The following is a 16,848-nucleotide window of genomic DNA, read 5'->3' as shown; positions in this document are numbered from 1 at the left end:
CGACCGGGTCACATCGTGCTCATGGACCCGGCGTTGTGCGGTACACCGGAAGTTCGACTGGTGGGCTGCGGGCTGGGGTACGGCGATGGTCGACGAACCGGGGCACGAGCACGGCACGAAGGTGACGAACGAGGTGCCCGGCACCGTCGCCGGTTCCGTGGTGCAGGCGGGCTCGATCGGGCAGGTCGTGCTGTCCCCCGCCGTGCCGCGGCAGGAACTGCCGGTGCCCCGCCAGCTGCCTCCGGCGGTGCGCGACTTCGCCGGGCGGGACGAGCAGCTCGCCCGGCTGGACGACCTCCTGCTCGCCGACGAAGATCACCCGGCCGCCATGGTGATTTCGGCGCTGGACGGCACCGCCGGGGTCGGGAAGACGGCCCTGGCCGTGCAGTGGGCGCACCGGGTGGAACACCGCTTCCCCGACGGCACGCTGTTCGCCGATCTGCGCGGCTACGGCCCGAGCGCGCCGGTGCGCCCGGACCTCGTGCTCGCGTCGTTCCTCCACGTCCTGGGCGTCGAGGAGGACCGGATCCCCGCCGAACCGGATGCCCAGGCCAGGTTGTACCGCTCGGTGCTCGCCGGCCGCCGGGTGCTGATCGTGCTGGACAACGCCGGCACCGCCGAGCAGGTCCGCCCGCTGCTGCCCGGTTCCCCCGGCTGTGTCGTGCTGGTGACCAGCCGGGCCAGCCTGACCGGGCTGCTCGTCGCCGAGGCCGCCAGCCAGGTTACCCTCGACCTGTTCACCCCGGACGAAGCCCGCGTGCTGCTCCGCCGGATCCTCGGGGCCGCGCGGGTCGCCGCCGAGCCCGACGCCGTCGCCGACCTCGTCGAGGTGTGCGCGCGGCTGCCCCTCGCGCTGCGGATCGCCGCCACCCGCATCGCCACCCGCCGCCACACCAGCGTCGCCGAGGTCGTGGCGGACATCGCCGGCGGCGCGGACAGGCTGGACGTGTTGAGCAGCAGCGGAGACGAACGCAGTGCCGTGCGGAGTGTGTTCGACTGGTCGTACGCGCGGCTCCCGGCCGAGCACGCCGGGGTGTTCCGACGGCTGGGCCTGCATCCCGGTGCCGAGTTCGGGGTGCCGGCCGCCGCGGCGGTGGCCGGGGTCGACGCCGCCACGGCGTACCGGGTGCTCGAAGCACTGGCCGACGCGCACCTGGTCGAGTCCGTCGGGGGCCGGCGCTACCGGTGCCACGACCTGCTGCACGCCTACGCGGCGCACCGCGCCGAGCGGGACGACGACCCGGGCAGCCGGCGCGAGGCCGTGTCCCGGCTCGCCACCTGGTACGCCCGCACCGCGCAGGCCGCCGACCGGCTGGTCTTCCCCGGCCTCGAAGCCCCGGACATCGAGCTGCCCCGGGTGGGCCCGGACGTGCCGTTCGCCGACCGCGGCGAGGCCATCGCGTGGCTGAACACCGAGCAGGCCAACCTGCTGGCGGTCCTGCGTTCGGCCGGCACGCACCGGACCGCGGTGGTCCTGGCGGCGGCCGCGCGGTTCCTCAGCCTCCGCGAGCGCGCCCTGTGGCCGGTGCGCCTCGAAGCCGAAACCCTCGGCCTCCGTGCCGCGGAAGCGGCCGGGGACCGCGCCGCGGAGGCCTTCCTACTCGGTTTCCGGGGTGACACGCTCGCGGACTTGGGCCGCTGGGACGACGCCGAAGCCGACTTCGGCCGACAGCTCATGCTGGCGCGAGAACTCGGCGACGCCGTCCGGCACCAGGTGGCCCTGACCGGTCTGGGGCAGATCCGCCTCCTGCAGCAGCGCTATGCCGAGGCCCGGGACCACTACCTCGCGGCGTTGCCGCTGGCCCGGCGGGCGGGCCCGCGTCCGGAAGCCGTCGTGGAGTGCAATCTCAGCCGGATCAACGTCCGGCTGGGCGAGTTCGAGCAGGCTCGCGCGCACGCCGAACGCGAGCTCGTGCTGCGCCGCGAGGCCGACGACCCGGTCGGCGAGGCCTACGCCCGGTGCGATGTGGCCATTGCGCTGCAAGGTCTCCAGGCCCACGACGCGGCGCTCGAGTACACGGCGCAAGCCATCGCGCAGTACCGGGCACTCGCCGGCTCCGAGGCGCTGCTCGCCGAGGCCCTCGAGACGGCGGCGACCTCGCTCGAGCACACCGGAGAAGCCGTGAGCGCGGCGGACTGCCTCGAGGAGGCCGCCGCGCTCCTCGATCCCCTCGATGCGGAACGCGCCGAGACCCTGCGTGCCCGGGTGCGCGACCTGACGCCGTGACGTCACCCGCAGGTCGGGCAATCCGGCCTGGGTTCCTCGGGGCCGAGCGCGAAGCTGTCCTGCAGGGTGACGAGGTTGAACCCGTACTCGCAGTTGGTCCGCAGCTTCGGCGCCCCGGTGATGAGGCTCAGCGTGGCGTGCGCGGCCAGCTGGCCCGCCACACCGGCCGACACGGCGTTGGCCGCTTGGGGCCGGAAGTGCTCCGCCGCGGCCGGGAAAGTCCGCGGGGGCAGCGCCGCACGGCGTTCCCGCTCCGCGACGCGGGCGCAGTCGTAGCACGGGCCCGTGCCCGGCGCGTACAACCCGCAATTGACCTGGGGACCGTGGTAGCCGCCGTGCACCCACGCCGTCCCGGTATCCCGGCACGCCCGGTTGGTCCACGCGCGGATCTCCGGCGGCTCGTCCGCGGCCAGCAGCACCACGTCGTAGCCGATCGCCAGCGTCCGCAGCACCGCCGGGCCGTCGACGAGCAACCGCGCACCGGTGACCCGGACCTCGGAGTTCTGCGCCCGCAGCCGCTCGACGGCGGCCGCGACCTTGGGGCGGCCGAGGTCGCGTTCGGTGAACAGGATCTGCCGGTTGAGGTTGGACAGCTCGACCACGTCGGGTTCGACGCAGTGGACGTGCCCGACCCCGGACACGACCAGGGTCTGCGCGGCGGTGCAGCCGACGCCGCCGATCCCGATCACGACGACCCGCGCCCCGCGCAACAGCAGCTGGGTGTCCCAGCTCGTGCGGCGCGGCGTGCGGTCCATCCAGCGGAAGAGCGCCCGGCTCCGGCAGTAGCGCTCCCGCTCGGCGGCGCTGAGCCCGCCGGGGTCCGGCTCGCCGACGTCTTCGACGTACCCGGCCCGGACCAGGTCGCCGATCGCCGCCCGGACGTCGGCGCCGGTCCGCTGCGGGTGGAGGCGGACGAGGCCGGCGACGACCTCGTCCGTGGTCCTCGAACCGTCGAGCAGCTCGAGCAGCGCCCATACCCATCCGCCGGGATCGCCGATGTCGGCGGCGATCCCGCGCACCACACCGCCGATCCGGATCCGATCGTTCCCGTGGCGGACCGGGAGGTGCTCGGGTTTGATCCTGGGTCGCCGCATGGCCGCTCCTCCTCGTCACTAGCTCTGCTGGGTCGGGTGGCTGAAAGTGGGTTCACGGTCCGCTTCAATGAATTCGATCATGACGTCGCACCTCCTTTCCGATCTGCGCACGGAGAACCGCGAGCTTCGCCGGAATACAGCCGCGCAACGGTTTCGGCTGGCCGGTGGATGCCGACATGTGCGCTCCGCTCGGTCGGTGCTCGACGGGACACCGGAAGCATGGAACCCGCTGCTGTCAACGACATGTCGGCGGCGGCGGCAAACCGGCAACACGCTCGTGTCGAACGTGACAAATCAATGTCAGCACTGGTCAGAGCGGTGGCGCGGGCGCGCAGGCGAATGCCAGACTCGGATTCGGCGAGGAGGATCAGCGATCCCGGGAGGGGGGAAAGCTGGCGGGATGGAGATCGCATTCGGAATTCTCGGGCAGACGACCCTGCGAATGCACGGGCAGTTGACCACCGAGTGGGGATCGCTCAAGCTCCGCAGGGTGCTGGCCGCGCTGCTCACCGATCCCGGGGCACGGATGGGAATGGCCACGCTGGCCGAGTGGGTCTGGTCGCTCGACGAGCCGGAACCGAATGATCCGGTGTCCACTTTCCGCACGTACTCCGCGCGCATCGGCAAGGCGATGCGCGAAGCCGGTGTCCCCGGGGCACTCCGCACGATCGACGGCGCACTGCACCTCGAAGTGGAACGGTCCGCGATCGACTATTTCACCTTCGAAAAGCTCATCGAAACGGCCCGGCGGCACAGCAAAGAAGAAAACCACGAGGCCGCCTGCGAAGTGGCCACGAGTGCCCTGGCCCTCTGGCGGGGGCAGCCGCTCGCGGACTTGACGTCCCAGCCCGCGCAGACCTGGCGGTACGCGGCGGTGCACCACGCCTGGCTCCCGGCGAACCAGTTGCTGCTGGGCGAGCTGATCGCGCTCGGGCACTGCGAAGCCGCACTGCGGAAACTCGATGAGCTCCAGCGAGAACACCGGACCGATCTCGGGCTGGCCCGGCGGCGCCTGCACGTGTTGCGCGAACTCGGCCGGATCGACGACATGGGCGCCTACCACATGTCCGTCCGCAAGCTGCTCGTCGCCGAGGACGATCGCGCCGCGGCCGCCGACCTCCTCGCCTATTACAATTCGTTGCTGCCGAACAGGATTTCCGCGTCGGCGCAACGCGGCGCGCGCAGTGCGGCCGAACGGCTGGCGTCGCTGCCCCGCCCCCGGCCCCCATCGGACTCGGCCTTCAGCTTGTTGCCGGCCTTGGCACCCCGCGGCCGGTCGACCCTGCCGCCGGCCGCGGCCGGGTTCGTCGGCCACCACGATCTGCAGAAGACGCTCGACGGCCTGGCCCGCGACGCCGACGGCCGGTTCCGGCCCGGCGTGATCGTCCTGGACGGCTTGGCGGGCATCGGGAAAACCGCGCTGGCGGTGCACTGGGCGCACCGGCAGTACGGCAGGCTGACCGACAACGCGTTGTACCTGGACCTGCACGGCTTCGACGGCGGACGGCCCATCAAAGCCGAGGACGTGGTCGACGAGCTCCTCGACGCCTTCGACGTTCCCATCGCCCGCCTGCCCACGCCCGCCCGGCGGGCGGCCAAGCTGCGGGAAATCCTTGCGCGGCAACGCACTCTGGTGGTGCTCGACAATGCGGCGAGCTCGGCGCACGTGCTGCCGTTGCTGGTCACCCTGTCTCCGAGCCTGCTGCTCGTCACGAGCCGCCAGGGTCTCACGGCGCTGGCGAGCCGCCACGGGGCGCGGCGCTGTTCGGTGACCCCGCTCAACGAGCTGCACGCGGTCGAGGTCCTGACCAACCGTGTCGGCCCGGGCGGCGCTGCCCAACGGGAACCGCTCGCCCGGATTTCCGCGTTGTGCGGCGGCGTTCCCCTGACGCTGCAACTGGTCGCCCACCACATCGAGAGCCGCCGCGGGGCCGCGCTGACGGAGCTCGCCGACGAACTCCGTGACCAGAGCAGGCTGCTGGACATCGGGGACGACGGAGACGACCCGCCGTCGAACATGCGCGCTGCACTTTCGGTCACCTACAACGCTCTTCCCCGCGAGGCTCGCGACCTGCTCCGGTCGATCGGCCTGTCCCCGGCACCGGAACTGACCCTGCCCGCCGCCGCCGCGCTGGCCGGGCGGCCGGCGAAAGAGGTCCGGCACGCGCTGGACGTCCTCGTCAGCACCCACTTCCTCACCCACACGGGCGCCCCCGGCCGCTACCGGGTGCACGACCTGCTCCGGACGTTCGCCCGCGAACTCGCCGAGACGGAGGACAAAGCCGAAGCCCGGGAACACGCCGAACGCCGGCTGCTCAGTTACTACCTGCACGCCGGCTTCGACGCCGACCGCCTGCTGTTCCCGTTCCGCCCGCCGGTCCCGATGCTGCCCGCGCTCGACGGCGTTCCCACGGCCGAATTCGCTTCCGAAAGCGCGGCGGCCGCTTGGCTGCTGACGGAGAAGAACAATTTCGACCGACTCATTCCGTGGGCCGCGCAGCGGAATCACCATGAATACGCCTGGCGGCTCGCCCACCCCCTGTACGGCATTTACCGCAGATATGGTTTCTATAGTGAATTGCGTGATGCGTACAGCGTTTCGGTGAATTCGACCCAAACGGTGGACAACCTCGAGGCCGAGGGCGCTACCCGGAGTGACCTCGGCCTGATTTGCCTCGCACTGGGCGACCGGGACGCGGCGCTGCGGGAACTCCACCTCGCCGCCGCCATCGCGCAGCAGACGGGCGGCGCGGTCTGGATCGCCACGTCCCTCTTGCACCTGGGCACCTTCGAAGCCCACATCGGCAACGCGGACGACGCCGAAGCCATGTACCGGCGCGCCTTGGGCGAGCTCCGCGCCACCAGCAACCCCGGCATCGAATCGGCCATCCTGCACCGGCTCGCGGAAACCCTGCGTGAGCGCGACCGGCTCGACGAGGCACTGACCTTGTACCGCCGAGCCCTGGCGCTCAAGCAGGGCATCGGCAACCGCCACGGCGAAGCCGAGATCCTGGCCGAGCTGGCCGCCACGTTGTGCCGGATGGGGAACTACGAGGAAGCTCGGCGACACGGCTTGCCCGCGCTGACGATCATCGAGCAGATCAACGACGTCGAAGCCGGCCCCCGCGCCTGCCTGGTCATGGCCGAGGTCAACCACCGGCAGGCACGCCACGCCGCGGCGATCGGCTACGCGCGCCAAGCGGTGCGGCTGGCCATGCGCAACCACAACGCGGTCGTCGAGGCCGAGGCGCTGCACATCCTCGGCCACGCGTTGCACGAAACCGGGCGCCTGGCCGCCGCCGAGGAAGGCTGGCTGGCCGCGACGGCGATTTACCTCGACCTGGGGAACCGCGAACGCGAACTGCACCTCCGGACGGACCTCGCGGTCCTTCGGGAAGGCCCCGCGGAGACGGATAAATACTCGCCAGTAATGTGAAACTTACTCGGAGTATCACCCGAAATGGGGACGAGTCGCCGTTCTACCGTGAGGTATCCCCGACGCTTTAGCGTGTTAGGGACCCTGATAGAGGTCGCCCGAGAGGCGGGTCGAAATACTTAGGGTGGACCCGGATTCGACGGCCCACCGGGGTCCCCTATGGTGTGACCAAGATCCACGGGCGTGGACTCTCGGCGCGATCGGGTGAAAGCCCGATTCGAGCCTGTTCAATGAACGACCAGTAAGGCAATTGTACGATGATCAAGTGTTTTTTCGTCGGTATCGCCCTGGCGCTTCCCCTGCTGCTTGCCCTGGTAGTTACCGGGCCGGTCTTGGGTAGCAAGGATTACTGGAACCCCGACCACCGCGTCGGAGTAAGCGCTATCGCGTAATCCGGCGTTACCGACCCGGCGGCGGGGCGGCGGCCGCACAGCCCCCGCCTCACCGCCGGACCCCCGTCCGGGCTCGTGGACTGCGCCGGATGCCGAGCGTGCCGGGGGCCTTGCGCAGCGTGCCGGTCACCGTATCCTCGAAGGGGACCGAGGCTTTGCCGGTGGGTCGTGGAGGGGTTGCTGTGCCTGAGCCTGTGCTGGTGTCCGTGGCCGCAGCCGCTGCGGGGAGAGCCGTGGTGGGGTTGTACAACCTGATCAAGGCCAAGTTCGCCGACGACCCCGATGCGTCGGCCGTCCTGACCGCCGCGGAAGGGGCGGCGCAGGACTCCCCTCAGGTGCGTGAGCTGGCCGAAACGCTCGAAGCGAAGCAGGCGGCGGATCCGGCGTTCGGCGAGCAGCTGCGTGCCGAGTGGGAGCGGGCCGCGGGCCAGCAGGCCGAGTCCGGCGGTGTGGCCAACCGGATCTCCGGCAGTGTCGGCGGCAACGTCGTGCAGGCGCGCGACATCGGCGGCGACATCAGCTTCTGACGCGTCCGGGCGATCACCCGACGGGCCCGTCCCAGACCGACTCGGCGTCGACGAACGAGCTCAGCAGCGTGGTCAGCACCGGGTCGCCGCGGCCGTGCAGGGCGTCCGAGGCGATCCGGCGGGCCACGCCCGCCAGGAAATCGGCGATCTGGACGCGGGTGTCGGCGCGGGAGTCGACGAACCGCACGTCCGCCAGGCGCGGGCCGAGCGTGGCCTTGAGCTGGAGGACGCGCTCGGCCGTGAGAGCCAGCTGCTCGTCGTGCACCAGGGCGACCGGGGTGCCGTCGGCGCTCCAATGACGGACCGTGTGGACCACGGCGGGCACCAGCGGGTCGAGCACCGGCACCAGGCCCGGGTCGCCGGCCAGCCGCGCGCGGTAGGCGGCCACGCGCTCGCCGCCGTCTCGGAACCGGGCGACGATCTCGCCGGCTTCGCCCGGGACGTCCGCCAGCGCGCCGACCAGCGCGAAGAACTCCTCCGGCGACGTCGTCACGCCGCGACGGGGGTTCAGCCGCAGCACGCTGGTGAACGCCGTCAGGAAGTACTGCCAGCGGGCGGCGCCGAACGCGGCCGGGCCGGTGCGGTGGAGGGTGCGTGCCATCGCCTCCGTGCCGTTCTCGGCCAGCAGGGAGACCGCCGCCCGGACGGCGAAGAACGTCTTGTCCGTCAGGTGCACGTGCCCGCGGCCGGCGAGCGGGCCGTCCGGGGCGAGCAGCCATTCGAGCACCACGCGGTGCTTGGCGCGCAACAGGTGGTTGGCCTTGTACTCCTCGGCCGGTGAGCCGATGCGGTCACGGATCTCCCGCACGCACGCGGTCGCCTCGGTTCCGGACATCCGGACGCCCGCATGGGCGAAAACGTCGGTCTCGCCCCCGAGCAGGTTCTCGCCCTCCGAACCCGACTCGTCGCAGGCGATCTCGCGCACCCGCCCGATCGTGCCAGAGCGCACCGGGCGCGGGCGATCGGATTACCGGGGCCGCCCGTCACGGTTGGGCCACGGCGGCTAACGGCCGCGGCGGATCCGCTGACTCGCGAAGAGCAGGGGTTCCGGGAGGTGCCGATGGCCACGAACGAACGACCGGCCCGGCTCGCGTTGACGGCGGCCGTGGTCGTCCTCCTGCTGGGTGCCGCCGGGGTCCTGGCGCGGCAACAGTTCTCCGGGACGGCGAAGGCGGACGCGGGCGCGGGCGTCGCCGGGATCGAGGTGGTGGCGCCGGCCGGCACCCGGTTCTCGATGCGTCCGGCGCCGGAGCCCGACGTCGCGGCCCCGCTGACCCGCCGGATCGGCGGCGGCGCGGACCTGAGCTTCGACGGCCGGCCGCCGCAGGTCCGGATCCCGGTGCCCGCCGCGCCGCCGCCGGGGTTCGCGCCCGTCGTCGTCACCGGCAACGGGACGCGGCTCATCCCCGCCACCTACGACGGCGCCACCCGGAGCCTCGTCGCGGAGGTCGCTCGCCCCGGCGGTTTTTGGGGCGGGCTGCTCGACCTCGCCGCGCTCGGCCACGACACCGAGGCGGCCCCGAAGCCGGGCTGCGCCGGGCGCGCCGCGAGTTCCGGCGGGGTGACCGTCGACGTCGGCACGCCGGACCCGCAGGCGCCGGTGTGGGTCTGCGTGACCGCCGGGAACGGCCGCGCGAACATCACCCTGACGTCGAATTCGCGGGTGCCGTACCGGATCGTCACGCCGCCGGGCTGGCCCGAACCGGGCACGCGCACCGCGGCGGCGGGCACGGCCGCCGCGGTCCTGCTCGGCCGCCCGCGGCAGCGCGAGCTGCTCTGGCCCGGCGCCGGCGTGACCTACGACGTCGCCTTCGGCCAGTTGCCGGCGACCCTCCGCGGCCAGGCCGATCCCGGGCCCGCCCTCGGGACGGCGCTCGCCGCGGCGGCCCACCACGCGGCCACGCTGTTCGGCCTGGCCGGTGGCACCGGGCCGGCGGCCGGGGTGCTGACCTGCGCCGCGGACGCCGGCGCCGCCCGGTACACCGCGGACCGTCCCTTCGCCGAGGTCGCGGCCGAAGTGTGGACGGCGCTCGAGCCGTGTCACCCCGACGGCGGCGACGTCGTGCGCCGGCTCATCGCCGCCGGGATCGGGCCGGTGACCAGCAGCTTCGCCGGGGCGAGCCCCACGTTCGAGGTCCCGGTGACCACCAGCCGCGCGCAGCGGTTCACGCAGACCGTCGATTACCGCCCGCGGGCCGCGACGGCCCGGGCGGCCGGCACCTGCCCGGCGGTGTCGGCGGTGTCCGGCCGTCACGACGCCTACCGCTGCACGGCGGGCGGCACCACGCACGACCCGTGTTTCGCCGGGCCCGGAACGCGGCCGCAGGTCTGGTGCCCGACCTCGGCGACCGAGGCCGTCCTGCTGACCTACTCGGGCACGCTGCCGTCGCCACCCCAGGCCGGCGGGACGACCGGCCCCTTCCTGCTCGTGCTGGAGAACGGCCTGCAGTGCACCGCCGTCGCCGCGCCGGACGTCCGGTACACCTGTTCGGACGGGCGGACCGTGCTGCACGGCGAGCCGGACACGTCAAGTCCGATGTGGACGATCGAGGCCCGGACCATCGCGAAGGCCTACGCCTGAGCCAGGGTGATCCTGCCGCCGGTGACCGTGACCGCCTTCTTCTCCAGGGGCTTCGACGCCGGTCCGGTCGCCACCGAACCGTCGGCGATCTTGAACTTGCTGCCGTGGCAGGGGCAGTTGATGGTGCCGTCGGCGACCGCGTCGACCGTGCAGCCCTGGTGGGTGCAGATGGCCGAGAAGGCCGCGAACGTCCCCGCCGCCGGCTGGGTCACCACCACCTGCTTGTCCGCGAAGACCTTGCCGCCGCCGACCGGGACGTCCGCGGCCGCGCCGAGTTCGGTGCCGGCCGGTGCCGGCGCGGCCGATGTCCCGTTCGTGCTGCCGCCGTAGGTGGTGCAGCCGGCCGCCAGCCCGGCGCCGAAGACCGCCAGGGCCGTCCGGCGCGCCAGCACCGGGTCCACGTCGTCGTTGCGCAACGTTCCGTCCTCCGCGGGCTCAGAAGGTCAGGCCGGACTGGGTGAAGAACCACAGCGACGCGCTCAGCCAGAGCCCGACCAGCCCGGTGAAGACCAGGCCGCCCAGCAGCGGGAGCGACCACGCCGGTGCGCCGTCCTTGCGCAGCAGGAGCATCTTCGCGACGAACACGCCGTAGAAGAAGCACCCGAGCAGGGAATGCAGCAGGACGCGCAGGTCGAACGCCTGGAACCCGAGCGCGTACAGGCAATGCATCGCGACCGGGATCGACACGAGGAAAGCCAGCCGTCCCGACCACCGGTGCACCGGCGCGACCCACGCGGGCGCGCCACCGCCGAGCTTCCCGTACATCGCCAGTGCCGAGACGAGCTGGACGAGGGCGAGCACGACGACGACCGTGGCGAGCCACGCCTTCACCGCCTGCGGCCCGGAGAAGCCCGCGACGTTCACCGCGACCCCGGTCGGCGTGTGCAGGCCGCCGTAGACACCGAGCGCCACCGAGACGATCGCGCCGGCCGCCAGCGGCACCACGAACGCGGCCGCGGCGCGGTGACCGGCCACCGGGGCGGCCATCAGAAGTCACCGGTCCCGGCCACGCCGCTGATCGCCTCGGCGGTCACCGGTGACCCGTCGACGTCGGCGGTGCCCACGGCCGGGTCGAGCGGCGGGGCGGCCGAGGGGCCTTCGTCCGTCGTGAGGATCCCGACCTGGCTGCCGTCGGACTGCACGATCCAGCCGACCTTCGCCGCCTTGCCCTTCACCTTCGGCGTCGCCCGGTAGAGGCCGGCGGGTTTCTTCGCCGTCGGCACCGAGAACCGGTAGGTCTGGCCCGCCGCCGTCACGGTTCCGGTGGCCGAAGTGACGTCGAAGGTGCCCGTGAGGGTCGCGTCCGGCGCGCCCTTGAGGTCGAGCTTGCCGTCGACGGTCACGCCCTGGAGCCAGGCTTCGAGCTTCTTGCCGTCGCAGACGTAGGCGATGGCGTGGCCGTCGCGCGCCGACACCGCGATCGACGCGCCGCCGCCGGTCACCTTCCCGGCGTAGTCCGCTCGCGCGGGCACGTCGGCCTTCGGCGATTCGGATGGCGGCGCCGTCGTCACGGGCGGCGGCGCGGTCGTCGTGGTGCTCGCGCCGCCCACGGCGTTCGCGGACCCGGCGACCGTCGGCGCGCCGGTCCCGGCCGCCAGGTCGGCGATGCTGATCCCGCCGGCGAGCAGCACCCCGCCGAGCAGTGTGAACAACGGCCCCGGATGTCTCATGGTCTTCCCCGCTTCTCCCGGTCCACCACCGTGTCCGCAACACGGACCTCGGGCCGAAACGGCTCAACGCTACGCGTCGAAAAGAGGTAATGCTTAGCCCGTGCACGTGGTTGACTGGCCGCATGCTCCCCTGGGACGGCGAACTCGCCGGGCGGCTCGACCGGCACACCGTGACGTCCGCGTTGCTGCGCGGCAATCCCCTCGGCGACCCGCACGAGCGGCCGCTGTGGGTGTACGTCCCGCCCGGCTACGACGACGGCGACGAGCGGTACCCGGCGGTGTACGTGATCCAGGGCTACACCGGGCACCTGACCATGTGGGCCAACCGGACCCCGTTCCGCCAGCCGTTCGTGGAGACGGCCGACGCCGTCTTCGCCGGCGGCGCGCCGGGCTGCATCGTGGTGTACGTCGACGCGTGGACCGCCTACGGCGGCTCGCAGTTCGTCGATTCGCCGGGCACCGGTCGGTACCACTCGTACCTGTGCGACGAGGTCGTGCCGTGGGTCGACGAGCACTACCGGACGCTGCCCGGCCGCGAATCCCGCGCCATCGCGGGCAAGTCGTCGGGCGGGTTCGGCGCGATGATCACGCCGATGCTGCGGCCGGACCTGTTCGGCGCGCTGGCGACGCACGCGGGCGACTCGCTCTACGAACTGTGTTACGTCCCCGACTTCGGCAAGGCGGTCCGCGCGCTGCGCGGGTACGACCAGGACATCCAGGCGTGGTGGGCGGACTTCCGCGGCCGGCCGGCGTTCACCCGGCCGGAAGACGCGGTCCTGCTGACCGTGCTAGGCGTTTCGGCGTGCTTCTCGGCGCGCGAGGACGGGACGCCGGAGCTGCCCTTCGACCCGCTGACCGGAGCGCTGCGGCCGGAGCAGTGGCAGCGCTGGCTGGACTGGGACCCGGTCCGGATGGTGGCCGGCCGCGCGGAGGCGGTCCGCTCCCTGCGCGCGGTGTGGATCGACGCGGGCACGAGCGACGAGTACTTCCTCGACATCGGCGCGGAGGCGTTCCGGGCGGAGGTGGCCGCGGCCGGCCTGCCGGACGACCGGGTGCACTTCGAGCTGTTCGACGCCGGCCACGGCGGGATCGACTACCGGTACCCGCTTTCGCTGGCCTGGCTGGCGGAACGGCTGGCCCGGTGATGGTCACCGAGACCGAACTCGTCCTGGCCGGCGGGCGCACCCTGCACGTCCACGACACCGGCGGCCCAGCGCGGCTCACCGTCTTCTGGCACCACGGCACCCCCAACACCGGCGCTCCGCCCGGGCCGTTGCTGCCGCTCGCCCGGGAGCTCGGCGTCCGGTTCGTTTCCTACGACCGGCCCGGCTACCGCACCTCCACGCCCGTGCCGGACCGGACCGTCGGGAACGCCGCCGAGTGCGTCGAAGCCGTGGCCGACGCGCTCGGGATCGGCGAGTTCGCCCTCATGGGGCACTCCGGTGGCAGCTCGCACGCCCTCGCCTGCGCCGCCCTGCTGCCGGACCGGGTGCTCGCCGTCGCGAGCATGGCCGCCGTCGCGCCCTTCGACGCCGACGGGCTCGACTGGTTCGGGGGCATGGCCGCCGCCAGTGCTGCGTCGCTGCGGGCCGCCGGCGAAGGCCGGGCCGTCAAGGAAAAGTACGAGGCCGCCGCGGAATTCGATCCCGACGTCTTCACCGCCGAAGACTTCGCCGTGCTCCGCGGGTCCTGGTCGTGGCTGGACGAGGTGGTCCGCGCGGCGCTCGCCCACGGGCCCGGCGGGCTGATCGACGACGACCTCGCCTACGTCCGGCCGTGGGGCGCCGATCCCGCCCGGATCACCGCGCCCGTCCTGCTCCTGCACGGCGAGCAGGACCGGATGATCCCCGCTGCCCACAGCGCGTGGCTCGCCGGGCGGTGCCCGGATGCCGAGTACCGGCCCGTGCCCGGCGCGGGCCACCTGTCCGTGTTGCAGCACGCCGCCGACGCCCTCGCCTGGCTCGCCGATCACGGCAGCAGGGCCACCGAAACGACCACGGGCACCAGGTAGAGCAGCGGGAACGCCAGGTGCGCGTACGACCGCGCCCGGGCGACGGTGATCAGCGCGCCGGTGAAGTACAGGACCAGGCCGATCGCGGCCGCGATGCCGATCGGCGTCCAGAAGAGCCCGGCGAGCAGGCCCGCCGCGCCGGCCGCCTTGGCCGTGCCCAGCAGGTTCCACCACGTCCGGGGCACGCCGTACTCGGTGATCGGCTCGACGACCCACTTCGCGCGGGCGAACATCGAGACGGCCGAGAAGCCGACCCAGGCCGCGGCGGCGATGGTGACGATCAGGTGAGCGGTGTGCATCGGGACTCCTCGGGGTTCGCGGCCCCGCCGTCGGGGTCCGTCACCCCCACGACTCCGCGGCCCGATCCGATGTGACAGCCCGGCGCGTGACGGCCGTCACTGCCGCCGGAAGTGCGCCACGACCATCTCGACCAGCGCGTCGACGTCGGCGTCGACCATCGGCTCGCCGGTCATGCCCATCCGGTGCAGCAAGGCGCCGACCACGACGTCGACGAAGAACAGCACCCGGTGCTCCGGTTCGCCGAGTGCGTCTTCGAGCGCGAGCCGGTAGGGGTCCTGCAGCCGCGACGACAGCACCACGCGCAGCGCCGGATCGCTGACGGCGTCGCTGAACACGCCGGCGAACGCGTCGCCCACCCCGGGTTCGCCGATCTTCGCCGCCGCCCAGCGGATGACCGCGGTCAGCAGCTCCGCCCGGCTCCCCCCGGCCAGCGGCGCCGGACCGAACGCGTCCAGGAGGCAGTCCACGATCAGCTCGCCCTTGGACGGCCAGCGCCGGTAGATCGTCGTCTTGGCGACGCCGGCTGCCGCCGCGATGCGTTCGACGGTCGCGCGGGCGTAGCCGAGCTCGGCGACCGTGGTCAGCGTCGCGGCGAACACCACGTCGTGGAGGCCGGCGCGGGGCCGGCCCGGCGGCCGGGCGGAAGACGTCATGGCGGGAGCCTACCGGTTTTCGCTACCGTAGGTTTCGATACCTGGGGTGTCGAAACCAAGGAGCGATCATGACCGTGCAGCGTCCACCGGAGCCGGACTGGCTCGCGATGACCACCGAAGAACTGCTCGCCTACCGCGAGGCGGAGAACCGCTTCCGGGCGTCCGCCGCCGCGCGGGCGATCACCGGGGAACCGCACCCGGACACCGTGATCGAGTGGCGCGACCTGCCGCTGCCCGGCCGTGGCCTGCCGGTCCGGGTGTACCGGCCGGCCGCGGACGACGGCGCCGCGCTACCCCTGCTCGTCCACGTCCACGGCGGCGGGTTCGTCGGCACGGCGGTGCAGAGCGACTGGGTCAACAGCCTGCTCGCCGCCCGGCTGCCCGCGGTCGTCGTCTCGGTCGAACACCGGCTCGTCGCCCCGGACCACCCGCTCCCGGACGCCGTCGACGACGGCTGGGACGCGCTCCGGCACCTCGTGCGGGAGGCCGGGGCCTGGGGCATCGACCCGGCACGGGTCGCCGTCTTCGGCGAAAGCTGCGGCGGGCTGATCAGCGCGGTGGCCGCGATCCGGGCCCGGGAGGCCGGGCTGCCCTTGCGGGCCCAGGTGCTCGTCAACCCGGCGCTCGACGTGACCGAGGCGATGTTCGAATACCCGTCGGTCGCCGAGTACGCCGAGACGCCGACGCTCTCGGTGCCGGTGCTGCGCCTGTTCCAGCGGCTCGCCGTCCCGCCGGGTACCGACGCGGTGTCCCCGATGCAGGCCGAGCTGGGTGACCTGGCTCCGGCGCTCGTGGTGGTCCCGACGCACGACCCGCTGGCCGATCACGGCCGCCGGTACGCCGAGCGTCTCGAGAAGGCGGGCACGACGGTCCGGCTGTCCGAGTACGCCGGCGCCGGGCACGCCTTCCTCAGCATGCCGGGCCTGGTGCCGCAGGCGGAGGCCGCGGCGGAGGAGATCCTCGGCTTCCTCCGGACGTCCTTCGCGGACCCGGCATGACCGCGGCACCGATCGACGGCGCGACCCTGGACGGGGTGGCGGCCACCTGCCTGTGGACGCTGCGCAACCGCGCCGAGGAGTCGCGGCACCCGGGCTCGGCGTTCGCCGACCCGCTGGCCGAACGCCTCCAGCGCCGGATCTCCTACGACTACGCGCGGTTCGGCAAGCCGGACCAGATCCACCCGCTGCGCGCGGTCGCCCTGGACTTCGCGATCCGCTCCTACCTGGACCGGCATCCCGGCGCCACGGTGGTCGCGCTCGGCGAGGGCCTGCAGACCACCTACTGGCGCCTGGGGCGGCCCGAGGTCGACTGGCTTTCGGTGGACCTGCCGCCGGTGGCCGACCTGCGCCGGCGCCTGCTCCCGCCCGAACCGCGGATGACCATGCTCGGCACCTCGGCCCTGGACCGCTCCTGGCTGGACGTCCCCGACCCGGCGCGCGGCGTGTTCATCTCGGCCGAGGGTCTGTTCATGTACCTCGAGCGCGCGGAGGTGTTCGCGCTCATCACCGACTGCGCCGCGCGGTTCCCCGGCGGGCAGCTGTTCTTCGACTCGATCCCGCCGTGGCTCAGCCGGCGGACGGTGCGCGGCGGGCGGGATTCGCGGCGGGGCGGGCGGATTTCGCGGCGGGTCCCGCGGGGGCGCCCCCCGTTTTCCACTCTACCGGCCGGCACCGACAATTCCGGTCTGCGGCTGTCGGACCGCTACACCGTCCCGCCGATGCCGTTCGGGCTGACCGTGTCCGAAGCGGCCCGGCTGCCCGGCCGGATCCCCGGCGTGGCCGCCGTCGAAGACGTGCAGCCGCCGCCCGGGCGCCGGGCTTGGCGGCCGGGCACCCTGCGGAAGCTCGCGAACCTGCCCGGCTTGCGCGATCTGCGCCCGTCGATCAGCCTGGTGAGCTTCGCCGAGCCCGGGTGAGGACGCGGCCGGTCGTGAGCGGTGACCCGGGACCGGCGTCAC

General features: G+C 73.0%; 15 protein-coding genes. 8 read left to right on the top strand and 7 right to left on the bottom strand.

Annotation, left to right across the window (positions count from 1 at the left end; translation table 11 throughout):
• Window positions 1-85 precede the first annotated feature (85 nt).
• The gene (locus ACWDN5_RS00075) at window positions 86-2,227 is read left to right on the top strand and encodes an ATP-binding protein (protein WP_449673657.1); all 2,142 of its coding nucleotides are present in this window, start codon (window positions 86-88) and stop codon (window positions 2,225-2,227) included.
• 2 nt (window positions 2,228-2,229) lie between these two features.
• On the opposite strand, the gene ACWDN5_RS00070 is transcribed toward ACWDN5_RS00075, so the two are convergent.
• The gene (locus ACWDN5_RS00070; protein WP_449673656.1) at window positions 2,230-3,321 is read right to left on the bottom strand and encodes a HesA/MoeB/ThiF family protein; all 1,092 of its coding nucleotides are present in this window, start codon (window positions 3,319-3,321) and stop codon (window positions 2,230-2,232) included.
• 400 nt (window positions 3,322-3,721) lie between these two features.
• Between ACWDN5_RS00070 and ACWDN5_RS00065 the strand changes: the two genes are divergently transcribed.
• Entirely contained in the window at window positions 3,722-6,757 is a 3,036-nt protein-coding gene (locus tag ACWDN5_RS00065; RefSeq protein ID WP_449673655.1) for a tetratricopeptide repeat protein, read from the top strand.
• A 628-nt stretch (window positions 6,758-7,385) separates the two neighbouring features.
• Window positions 7,386-7,676, top strand: a complete 291-nt coding sequence (locus tag ACWDN5_RS00060) for a hypothetical protein (protein WP_310975624.1) — start codon at window positions 7,386-7,388, stop codon at window positions 7,674-7,676.
• Window positions 7,677-7,689: 13 nt separating this feature from the next.
• Here the strand turns inward: ACWDN5_RS00060 and ACWDN5_RS00055 are convergent, their stop codons facing one another.
• The gene (locus ACWDN5_RS00055) at window positions 7,690-8,601 is read right to left on the bottom strand and encodes a DUF3800 domain-containing protein (protein ID WP_449673654.1); all 912 of its coding nucleotides are present in this window, start codon (window positions 8,599-8,601) and stop codon (window positions 7,690-7,692) included.
• 135 nt (window positions 8,602-8,736) lie between these two features.
• On the opposite strand from ACWDN5_RS00055, the gene ACWDN5_RS00050 reads away from it, so the two are divergent.
• Window positions 8,737-10,257 carry a hypothetical protein gene (locus ACWDN5_RS00050; protein WP_449673653.1) on the top strand — a complete coding sequence of 507 codons (1,521 nt, stop codon included), beginning with the start codon at window positions 8,737-8,739 and terminating at the stop codon, window positions 10,255-10,257.
• Here the strand turns inward: ACWDN5_RS00050 and ACWDN5_RS00045 are convergent.
• The 3 genes from ACWDN5_RS00045 to ACWDN5_RS00035 are packed head-to-tail and all read right to left on the bottom strand — an operon-like array spanning window position 10,248 to window position 11,927.
• The gene (locus tag ACWDN5_RS00045) at window positions 10,248-10,673 is read right to left on the bottom strand and encodes a Rieske (2Fe-2S) protein (RefSeq protein ID WP_449673652.1); all 426 of its coding nucleotides are present in this window, start codon (window positions 10,671-10,673) and stop codon (window positions 10,248-10,250) included. The genes ACWDN5_RS00050 and ACWDN5_RS00045 overlap by 10 nt on opposite strands.
• 19 nt (window positions 10,674-10,692) lie before the next feature.
• On the bottom strand, window positions 10,693-11,244 hold the full coding sequence (locus tag ACWDN5_RS00040) for a DUF6529 family protein (protein ID WP_449673651.1): 552 nt from the start codon (window positions 11,242-11,244) through the stop codon (window positions 10,693-10,695).
• Window positions 11,244-11,927, bottom strand: a complete 684-nt coding sequence (locus ACWDN5_RS00035; protein ID WP_449673650.1) for a hypothetical protein — start codon at window positions 11,925-11,927, stop codon at window positions 11,244-11,246. The genes ACWDN5_RS00040 and ACWDN5_RS00035 overlap by 1 nt, the downstream gene beginning before the upstream one ends.
• A 122-nt stretch (window positions 11,928-12,049) precedes the next feature.
• Between ACWDN5_RS00035 and ACWDN5_RS00030 the strand changes: the two genes are divergently transcribed.
• Together ACWDN5_RS00030 and ACWDN5_RS00025 are read left to right on the top strand one after the other, a co-directional pair.
• Window positions 12,050-13,072, top strand: coding sequence for an alpha/beta hydrolase (locus ACWDN5_RS00030; RefSeq protein WP_449673649.1), 1,023 nt, complete (start codon window positions 12,050-12,052; stop codon window positions 13,070-13,072).
• Window positions 13,072-13,938, top strand: coding sequence for an alpha/beta fold hydrolase (locus ACWDN5_RS00025; RefSeq protein ID WP_449673648.1), 867 nt, complete (start codon window positions 13,072-13,074; stop codon window positions 13,936-13,938). The genes ACWDN5_RS00030 and ACWDN5_RS00025 overlap by 1 nt, the downstream gene beginning before the upstream one ends.
• Here ACWDN5_RS00025 and ACWDN5_RS00020 read toward each other — a convergent pair.
• The gene (locus tag ACWDN5_RS00020; protein ID WP_449673647.1) at window positions 13,896-14,237 is read right to left on the bottom strand and encodes a DoxX family protein; all 342 of its coding nucleotides are present in this window, start codon (window positions 14,235-14,237) and stop codon (window positions 13,896-13,898) included. The genes ACWDN5_RS00025 and ACWDN5_RS00020 overlap by 43 nt on opposite strands.
• Before the next feature lie 96 nt (window positions 14,238-14,333).
• Window positions 14,334-14,891 carry a TetR/AcrR family transcriptional regulator gene (locus ACWDN5_RS00015; RefSeq protein WP_310975614.1) on the bottom strand — a complete coding sequence of 186 codons (558 nt, stop codon included), beginning with the start codon at window positions 14,889-14,891 and terminating at the stop codon, window positions 14,334-14,336.
• Between the two features lie 68 nt (window positions 14,892-14,959).
• On the opposite strand from ACWDN5_RS00015, the gene ACWDN5_RS00010 reads away from it, so the two are divergent.
• Both ACWDN5_RS00010 and ACWDN5_RS00005 read left to right on the top strand, forming a co-directional pair.
• Entirely contained in the window at window positions 14,960-15,889 is a 930-nt protein-coding gene (locus ACWDN5_RS00010; protein WP_449673646.1) for an alpha/beta hydrolase, read from the top strand.
• The gene (locus tag ACWDN5_RS00005) at window positions 15,886-16,806 is read left to right on the top strand and encodes a class I SAM-dependent methyltransferase (protein WP_449673645.1); all 921 of its coding nucleotides are present in this window, start codon (window positions 15,886-15,888) and stop codon (window positions 16,804-16,806) included. Before ACWDN5_RS00010 ends, ACWDN5_RS00005 begins: the two co-directional genes overlap by 4 nt.
• The last annotated feature ends 42 nt before the right edge of the window (window positions 16,807-16,848 follow it).

Source organism: Amycolatopsis sp. NPDC003731 (assembly GCF_053586895.1).
The sequence above is the reverse complement of the archived record's forward strand: the minus strand, read 5'-3'. Positions and strand labels throughout refer to the sequence as shown.